Raw genomic sequence first — 4,073 nt, 5'->3', positions numbered from 1 at the left:
CAGCGATATCGATGCCCAGGATGCCGAGCGCTACGACGTCGACTCGCGGCTGAAGGATCATGACTCGCCGGAAGCGCTCGCCATGCGCGATGAGATCGAGCACACGGTGGCTGTTGCGCTGGAGGAGTTGCCGGAGGATCTGCGTACCGCACTCATTCTGCGCGAGCTCAAGGGGCTGACGTATGAAGAGGTGGCACAGGCGATGGGCTGCCCGATCGGGACGGTGCGCTCACGCATTTACCGCGCTCGCGAGGCCGTCGACAAGCACCTCTCGCCGTTGCTGCGATGAATTGGGGTGTGCCAGTCGCTTTCCCCGGCGCACGTGTGCCGGCCGGCATCGCCCTCGCAAAAGCCCTGGCATCGAGGCCGAGAGACGACTGTCCGCCGCGATTTCAGCGCTCGGCCCGACGCCATACCAGCAGGCGGTTATTGGCGGTAAGCAAGTGGTTCGCGTCGAGATCGAAGCCAGTGCACCGCGCGAGCCCGAAGATATCATCCAGATCGCGCAGCCCGCTCGCCGGATCGCGGGCGCGCGCCCACGCATCCAGCTGGGCATTGCCGGCACTGGTGTATTCTCCACCCTCATTGAAGGGACCGTAGAGACAGAACAGACCCGCCGGCTCGACTACCCTCGAGAGCCCACTGAACATGAGCTCGACGTCCCCCCATGACAGGATATGTGCCGTATTGGCTGAAAAGGCCCCGTCCGCGCGTGCAACCGGCCACGGATCACGATGCACATCCAGCATCAGAGGGGGCGGAAAATTCGCCAAAGCGGCCTGCCGACGCCACGCTTCAATACTGGCAAGCTCCGAGGGCAACGCGGTGGCTTGTCAGATGATATGCGGCAGGTTGGCCGCGAAATGGGCCGCATGCTGTCCCGTGCCGCTACCGATTTCCAAGACGTAGCCAGCCTCTGTAAAAAGCGTTTTGAGCACCTCGAGGATCGGACCTTTGTTGCGACCCGCCGCCGGAGAGAAAGCTCGGGCCGTATCATTGCCCATTTGCGTGCACCCCTGCTTCTCGCGCCATGCCCAGGGTTGGGATTATACTTGCTCTCGGGCAGCGATTCGCTGCGCCCGCGACGTGCCTGCCCCGGCCTTTAGACGGCATTGAGACGCCATTTATCGACGCTTCTGCCTGTCACGGACGGCCGCCACGACCCTGCCGCCGGGTGACGAGGGCTACCCCCTTTGGGAAACGCGGTCGCCTCGCACCTCCCTAATCGCGGCTCGCGCTATTGTTCGCGGCATTTCACATTCGCGTAACGTGGCGTTGGTACAAAAAGGTAAACGAGGCGAATGAGAAACCAGAAATGGCAAGATTCGGCGAGTCTGTCAAAAACAGTGTTTTTTGGTGGTCACCACCCAAGCGCCACTTTGGCCTGTGGCGACGCGAAAACGCCGGTGATTATCTCTCTCCGGTCATCGTCGAGCGCCTGCTGCAGTGGTCAGGCTCCCGCATCGGCGAAAAGCGTCCCGACACGAGACGCTTGCTCGCGGTGGGCTCGATTATGCATTTCGCACGCGATGGCGATGTCATCTGGGGCTCCGGCGTTAATGGCAAGGTCCCCGGCGCAAAACACCAGTTCACCGATTTGGACGTGCGCGCCGTACGCGGACCACTCACTCGAGAGTTCCTCTTGCAACGAGGCATCGCCTGTCCGCAAGTCTATGGGGATCCGGTCTTGCTCCTGCCTACTTTGTTTCCGGAGCTCGCGCGCCGTTGCACGGGGACCCGCGCATACGCGATCGTGCCGCACCTACATGATGTAACCGGGCTAAAAGCCGCGGGCATCGATACCCGCCAGGTCATTCTTCCGACGGCGCGCTGGGAGCGTTTCGTAAACGGTATTCTGCAAAGCCGGTTCGTGCTGTCGGGATCGCTGCACGGTCTGATTGTCGCCGAAGCCTTCGGCATTCCGGCCCGCCTGTTGCGCCTGTCCGAGCGGGAGCCGCTGTTCAAATACCAGGATTACTACCTCGGCACCGGCCGGCACGCGTATTCGCCCACCCGCTCAGTAGCCGAAGGTCTGGCCCAGGGCGGCGAACCGCTGCCGGTTTTCGACGCACAGGCACTGCTCGACGCCTTTCCCATGGATTTATGGCCGGTGACTGCCTCGAGGAGACACGCAAGGGGGACCTTAGAGCCACAGATCAAACATTATGGCAACAAGCGATCACTCGAATACCAAGCGCGATTGCATTAGGCCGGCATCCCGCTGCGCGGGCCTTGAGGTGTAGGGAAGTATCGAGAGACCGGATAAGCTCGATGGGGGACAGCGGTGCTCCTGCAATTCGCTGCCGTCCAGTGATCCCAATGCAGCGCCCGAGCTGCAATCGCCAGCGCAGCACCAATGGCAGGCTTTTTCCAGAAATCACCGAGGAAGGCGCGAGTCAATCTCGCAACCTATTGATCAGTAATTAAAAATTGGTCGGGGTGAGAGGATTCGAACCTCCGACCACCTGCACCCCATGCAGGTGCGCTACCAGACTGCGCTACACCCCGAGCGGATGAGGATCATACCGCATTCGCCGGCATGGGCAAAGGCGGTCACGCCATTCCGGCGACGGGATGCAATCGCCCGATGGCTCAGCTCGGGCGTTTGAGGATGCTGAGGATGTCTTCCAGCTCCGCCCGGACCTGCCGGATCACCTGCTGGGACTGGTTGACGTCTTCCTTGTGGTTCTCGCCGGCCAGCTGCTGGCGGGCACCACCGATGGTAAAACCCTGCCCGTACAGCAATGACCGGATCTGCCGGATTAACAGCACGTCCTGACGCTGGTAATAGCGCCGGTTGCCCCGGCGCTTGACCGGCTTGAGCTGCGGGAATTCCTGCTCCCAGTAGCGCAGAACGTGCGGCTTCACCCCGCAAAGCTCGCTGACTTCACCAATCGTGAAGTAGCGCTTTGCCGGGATGGGTGGCAGCTCGTCGTTATTGCTCGTTTCCAGCATAGGCTTCCACGCGCGCCTTCAGTTTCTGACCCGGCCGGAAGGTCACAACGCGGCGCGCGGAGATCGGAATCTCCTCGCCGGTCTTGGGATTGCGCCCAGGCCGCTGGTTCTTGTCGCGCAGGTCGAAATTGCCAAAGCCCGACAGCTTGACGGGCACCCCCGCTTCCAGTGCAGCTCGCACTTCCTCGAAAAAGTTCTCGACCAGCTCCTTGGCCTCGCGCTTGTTGAGTCCCACTTCTTCGAACAGGCGCTCGGCCATGTCTGCCTTGGTCAATGCCATTGGCTGCTACTCCCTCAACGTTGCCCGGAGATCGTGACGGAGCCGGCCGACGACGCGCTCAACGACTTCTTCGACATCTTTGTCGGTTAGAGTGCGCGAACTTTCTTGGAGAATCAAGCCTATGGCCAAGCTTTTTCGACCTTTAGGTATCCCTTTGCCCTGATACAGATCGAAGACCAAGAGCTCCTGCAACAGCTCGCCGGCCGACTCGCGCACGCATTCCCTGACGGCGGCGGCGGGTATCTCCTCGTCGACGACAACCGCCAGATCCCGGCGGATGGATGGGTATTTGGACAGTTCCGTGAATGCCGGCAGCCGGGCCCGGCGCAGCGCATCGGCGTCGATCTCGTACAGGTATACGCGGCCGTCGATGTCGAGCTCACGCTGCAGTCCAGGATCCATTGCGCCCAGCCAGCCCACGGCTTCGCCGTCGCGATAGATGCGTGCACTCTGCCCCTCGTGCAGGGCCGGATGGGTCTCTGCCCGGAACGCGAAAGCTTCCGGCGCCCCGGTGACCGCGAAGAGCGCTTCCAGATCGCCCTTGACGTCGTAGAAGTCGACCTCGCGCCGGGGCAGATCCCACTGCTCGGGCGTGACCGAGCCGCAGGCCAGGCCCGCCAGGCGTTTACCCTGCTCCAGACCGTCGCCCTCGGGCCGGAAGCTGAGACCGATCTCGAACAGGCGCACCCGCGAGAACTGGCGGTGGCGGTTGCGCTGCAGGGCCTGCACGAGGCCCGGCCAGAGGTTGGTTCGCATCACCGCCATATCGGCCGAAATCGGGTTCGCCAGGGCCAGCGGCGCGGGGGCCGGCGCAAGCTGCGCCTCCAGGGAGGGCTCC

General features: G+C 62.5%; 5 protein-coding genes, 1 tRNA gene and 1 pseudogene. 2 read left to right on the top strand and 5 right to left on the bottom strand.

Annotation, left to right across the window (positions count from 1 at the left end; translation table 11 throughout):
• Nucleotides 1–289 (top strand): sigma-70 family RNA polymerase sigma factor (locus AC52Q4_RS04940; protein ID WP_495535694.1); only part of this gene is annotated, 289 nt, incomplete at its 5' end.
• A gap of 103 nt (nucleotides 290–392) precedes the next feature.
• Here the strand turns inward: AC52Q4_RS04940 and AC52Q4_RS04935 are convergent.
• A pseudogene (locus AC52Q4_RS04935) lies at nucleotides 393–1,004 on the bottom strand (DUF938 domain-containing protein).
• Nucleotides 1,005–1,315: 311 nt separating this feature from the next.
• Here AC52Q4_RS04935 and AC52Q4_RS04930 point away from each other — a divergent pair.
• Nucleotides 1,316–2,209 carry a polysaccharide pyruvyl transferase family protein gene (locus AC52Q4_RS04930; RefSeq protein WP_495535693.1) on the top strand — a complete coding sequence of 298 codons (894 nt, stop codon included), beginning with the start codon at nucleotides 1,316–1,318 and terminating at the stop codon, nucleotides 2,207–2,209.
• 222 nt (nucleotides 2,210–2,431) lie between these two features.
• On the opposite strand, the gene AC52Q4_RS04925 is transcribed toward AC52Q4_RS04930, so the two are convergent.
• The 4 genes from AC52Q4_RS04925 to AC52Q4_RS04910 form a co-directional block, all read right to left on the bottom strand.
• A tRNA-Pro gene (locus tag AC52Q4_RS04925) sits at nucleotides 2,432–2,508 on the bottom strand.
• 84 nt (nucleotides 2,509–2,592) lie between these two features.
• On the bottom strand, nucleotides 2,593–2,955 hold the full coding sequence (locus AC52Q4_RS04920; protein ID WP_495535692.1) for a MerR family transcriptional regulator: 363 nt from the start codon (nucleotides 2,953–2,955) through the stop codon (nucleotides 2,593–2,595).
• The gene (gene ihfA, locus AC52Q4_RS04915; protein WP_495535691.1) at nucleotides 2,936–3,235 is read right to left on the bottom strand and encodes an integration host factor subunit alpha; all 300 of its coding nucleotides are present in this window, start codon (nucleotides 3,233–3,235) and stop codon (nucleotides 2,936–2,938) included. The genes AC52Q4_RS04920 and ihfA overlap by 20 nt, the downstream gene beginning before the upstream one ends.
• A 6-nt stretch (nucleotides 3,236–3,241) precedes the next feature.
• A partial coding sequence (locus AC52Q4_RS04910) for a phenylalanine--tRNA ligase subunit beta-related protein (protein WP_495535690.1) occupies nucleotides 3,242–4,073 on the bottom strand: 832 nt, incomplete at its 5' end.

Source organism: Nitrococcus sp. (assembly GCF_059432795.1).
Note: the sequence above shows the minus strand (reverse complement) of the source record. Positions and strands in the feature narration are given on the sequence as shown.

Excerpts from the sequence above, each read along its gene's own strand:
- ihfA (WP_495535691.1), bottom strand. The coding sequence starts at position 3,235 with ATGGCATTGACCAAGGCAGACATGGCCGAGCGCCTGTTCGAAGAAGTG.
- AC52Q4_RS04930 (WP_495535693.1), top strand. The coding sequence starts at position 1,316 with ATGGCAAGATTCGGCGAGTCTGTCAAAAACAGTGTTTTTTGGTGGTCA.
- AC52Q4_RS04920 (WP_495535692.1), bottom strand. The coding sequence starts at position 2,955 with ATGCTGGAAACGAGCAATAACGACGAGCTGCCACCCATCCCGGCAAAG.